At 48.2% G+C, this 3,730-nt stretch carries 3 protein-coding genes; all 3 read right to left on the minus strand.

Annotated features, from left to right (window positions below; all coding sequences use genetic code 11):
- Positions 1-244: 244 nt before the first annotated feature.
- The 3 genes from B9J87_RS00920 to B9J87_RS00930 are packed head-to-tail and all read right to left on the minus strand — an operon-like array spanning position 245 to position 3,728.
- Entirely contained in the window at positions 245-1,342 is a 1,098-nt protein-coding gene (locus B9J87_RS00920; RefSeq protein WP_176429453.1) for a DUF1513 domain-containing protein, read from the minus strand.
- The gene (locus B9J87_RS00925) at positions 1,332-2,369 is read right to left on the minus strand and encodes an imelysin family protein (RefSeq protein WP_094149198.1); all 1,038 of its coding nucleotides are present in this window, start codon (positions 2,367-2,369) and stop codon (positions 1,332-1,334) included. The genes B9J87_RS00920 and B9J87_RS00925 overlap by 11 nt, the downstream gene beginning before the upstream one ends.
- Positions 2,370-2,378: 9 nt before the next feature.
- Entirely contained in the window at positions 2,379-3,728 is a 1,350-nt protein-coding gene (locus B9J87_RS00930) for a di-heme oxidoreductase family protein (RefSeq protein WP_094149199.1), read from the minus strand.
- Positions 3,729-3,730: the final 2 nt, after the last annotated feature.

The raw sequence follows: 3,730 nt of genomic DNA on the forward strand, positions 1-3,730 counted from the left end.
ATTCTCTTGCGAGACAGCAAAAGGCTGCACCTTCTCGGCAGAGTAAAGAGAAAAGCTACTAAAAATCAATAATAAAGAAAATAAGATGCTTTTACTCATTCTGATCTATCCAACAACCTTGATTCACATTTGAGTATGGCAAAAGAAACGATTATTCGCTAAACGTTGTTGTCGATATCAACAATAAATTCATAAACTCTCATGCAATGAGAATTGTCGCTGAACAAATTTAAGCTACGCTTGTTCAGCTTTGTTGGCGATAGTGATGGATGGCAGACCAGTGATTGTCCCACTGAACATTGCAACGCGTGCGTATTTCAGGTTGAGGATACGGAGAATTAACCACCAAACCTGCTCCTGAACTGACTTGGAACTGCTCATCTTGCACCACAACACCGGATGCATCCGGTAAAGAGGCCAATTCGACCAGTTGTCGTGTCTCTTTTGACCAAATACCGTAACAGTTACCGCGTGGAGAAGTTGCTAAGATCCATTGGTCGGTCGCCGCAATACTGGCAATGTAGTGGTTGAATCTTGCCCATTGCTCCGGTTCTGCCAAGAGCGGAATTAATTCGCCACCTTGGTGATGTAACGCCACCAAAGGTGGATACTCATCCGGTTGACCTCGATATTGTTGGCCGCACAGCACAGTATCTGCACCATCATGAGCAAGATGGCGGATACTCAAATGGTGGTCATTTAATATCCGCTGCTCAAGTACTTCGCCTTGATGAGAGAGATAAGTCAAACTTGGCTTCATACTCTCTACGTTGAGTGGTTCACGACCCAAGGTATGCACACCACCCACCCCAATCGCGAGTCGGCCATCTGGCATCACGATGATTTCGTGAGGGCCAATGCCAAAACCGCTGAACTCGGCCACTTTTTGGTAACCATGCTGCACATCATACACGCCGACAATGCCGCGACTGGTTGCTTTCTCGCCTTCGGTTGCATAAAGCCACGCACCATCATTTGAGTAAACGCCATGCCCATAAAAATGTCGCGTGGGTTGCGCCAGTTGCAATTTGATGAGTTCTCCATTTTGATAGTCAAACACCATCAAAAACTCGCCGGGACGACGAGCAAAAGCGATCGCATGCGTTAGAGTAGGATGAATAGCAACACCATGTCCCCTTGCAGGCAGAGGTAATTGGTGAATCGCTTGGCCTTGGGCATCAGCCACAACGGCTCGAAACTGCGAGCCTTTATTAATAGCGCAACCAATCAAAGCTGGCTGTGGGTCACGGCGCGTAGTGGCGCACCCCAGCGGCAGCAGAGGCGCTGAAGCGCTCAATAACGCCGCTTTCAGTAGCGTACGCCTTGTTAGATCAGTCACCATCGGTTGCATTAAATCCTATCACTACACCTAGCTCTACCGCGACTTCATCATGCAATAAATAATTGAGTTGTTCGAACTTGTTATAGAGCGCCAGCACCTCACGGTAGCCTGCTTTCGTTTGCAATAAATCAAATAAGCTGGCTGTTTGCGGCCACGTTTCCAACATTGAGGATAAATGTGCTTTTACACGTTCGGCCATGGCGACTTGCTCTCTTTCCCGCAGCATCTGATCTAAACCGTCTTTTGCTAAATAGAGTGCTTGTATCGCTTGCACATTGTTTTGCAGATTATCCAAGGAGACTTTGGCGCGCCACGATTCTGAAAAATAAGGGCGTGGTTGGCCGATATTAGCTAGAGGGCGACTCAGTTTTTTCATGCTGTAATCAAGCTGATTGGAGAGCAGCGCAATGTATTCGGCCTGCCAAGCGCTCAGATCCAACGTCACCCATGGATTCTGTTGCCATTGCTCAGCAATCAAATGAGATTTCGTCGCCAAATTCGCGCTGATCGCTTGTCCAATCATACAGCCAGTTTCTAATGGCTGGTTTTTCAGGAGCGGTGATTGAGCATCGTAGAGTAACCATTCCAATGCACCAATCCCCTGTACTGTGACACTCTGGTTTGCAATCTGCTCCTCACTCCAGTGCTTGCCACTGCTCGCAAGCAGGCTCATTTTTCGCCCTGTGGTGTCTTTTTTATCTGGCCAGAATTGTACGTTCCAACTTTGCTCTAGTGCTTTGGCTGGCCCTCTCTCTTGCCCTTGTAAAAACATCCACGCTGATGTGGTTTGCTGCCACTGCTCTTTCAGCAAGGGCAACGCAACACCGTCCTGCTGACATTGCTGAGCAAATAATTGAGCAAGTTGGTACGATTGTTGAGCAAAATGCAGCGCCGCAGCAAATTCAACCTCATAAACACCTTGGCTAATATGATTGGTTTTTTGTGGCTCAAGCATGGCTTTCGGCGTGGGTTGGCAAGCCGAAAGTACGCTGGTAACCACTATCGAAAATAACAGAGGAAATTTCATGCTCCCACCCTATAAAGAATTAAGAAAAGCGATCAACGCGTTGCGTTCGCTGGCATTGAATTGAAGTACTTTCTCTTTTGCACTTTGCGCTTCACCGCCATGCCAAAGTACTGCTTCCATGAGATTACGCGCTCGGCCATCATGTAAAAAATAGGTATGGCCACTCACCTCTTGCGTATAGCCGATCCCCCACAAAGGCGGGGTACGCCACTCTTGCCCATTGGCTAAGGCTTCTGGACGATTATCGGCTAACCCTTCGCCCATATCATGCAGTAGTAAATCACTGTAAGGATGGATTTCTTGCTCTGACAAGGCTGGGCGAACCGTTCTTTTTACCGTTTTGAGGTCAGTACGGTGGCAACTCTCACAGCCGACTTGCTTGAACAATGACTGGCCCAACTTCACTTTTGGATCGCCCACATTGCGGCGCACTGGAACGGCTAAATGCTGAGAATAGAATTCGACAAAATCAAGAATGTTGTCACTGACCTCAGGATCGCCGCCGTTAGGTAAGGTTTGACAAAGCGTTTGCTTCTCGGTGCAGTTTTCTTTTGGGAATAAACGGCTGGTCAATCCTAAATCGCCGTTAAACGCCGCGGCATTCTGCTGCATTAAACTAGGCTGCCCAGCCTTCCAGCCAAAACGTCCGATGGCAAAATCTTTTTTTTCTACATCCCAAACACGGTTCACTTTGCCAGAGATACCATCGCCATCACTATCTTCAGGGTCTGCCATTGCTAGTAGGCTGGCATCAGCGATGCTTTCAAGCAGACCAAGGCCAATCATTGGCGGGGCGACACGCGCCGAAAACTGAGTGTCAGGATGCATATTGCCATAGGCAAGCTCAGTGATTTTTAAATTGGGTTTACGCAACATCACTTGGTGGCCATCCGTAAAAGCAACCGCAATCTCTTGATAAGTAATGTGGATTTGCCCTTCCGCTTTTTGATCGGGCAGAGCGAAATCTTGCAATTGTCCACCATAGACGGGCTCGGGGATCCCCCCTTCTTTAGCGTAGAGCGCTTTTTGCTCATCCGTCACAGCAGGAATACTTAGGCGAACCAACATCGAAACGGCATGCGTGTCATTTTTTTCTGGCGGATGGCCGCGGCCATCTTTGATGTGACAATTTTGGCAACCATTGGTGTTAAAAAGTGGACCTAAACCATCTCTTGCATCGGTGGATGATGGCGCTGGCACCCAAGGGTTACGAAAGAAACTGTTTCCCACGCTAAAATCGAGCCGTTTACTCATGGGTAAATTAGCCGCAGGAAGCGAGTAAGCATTCGGCCCAGCTTTGGTTGTACTTGTTTTGCCACCCGATTTCACCTCATCGGCATAAATGGGGTTGGCAAGCAAGG

The sequence above is a fragment of the Vibrio sp. V19_P1S1T109 genome (genome assembly GCF_002241375.1).
Classification (GTDB): domain Bacteria; phylum Pseudomonadota; class Gammaproteobacteria; order Enterobacterales; family Vibrionaceae; genus Vibrio; species Vibrio anguillarum.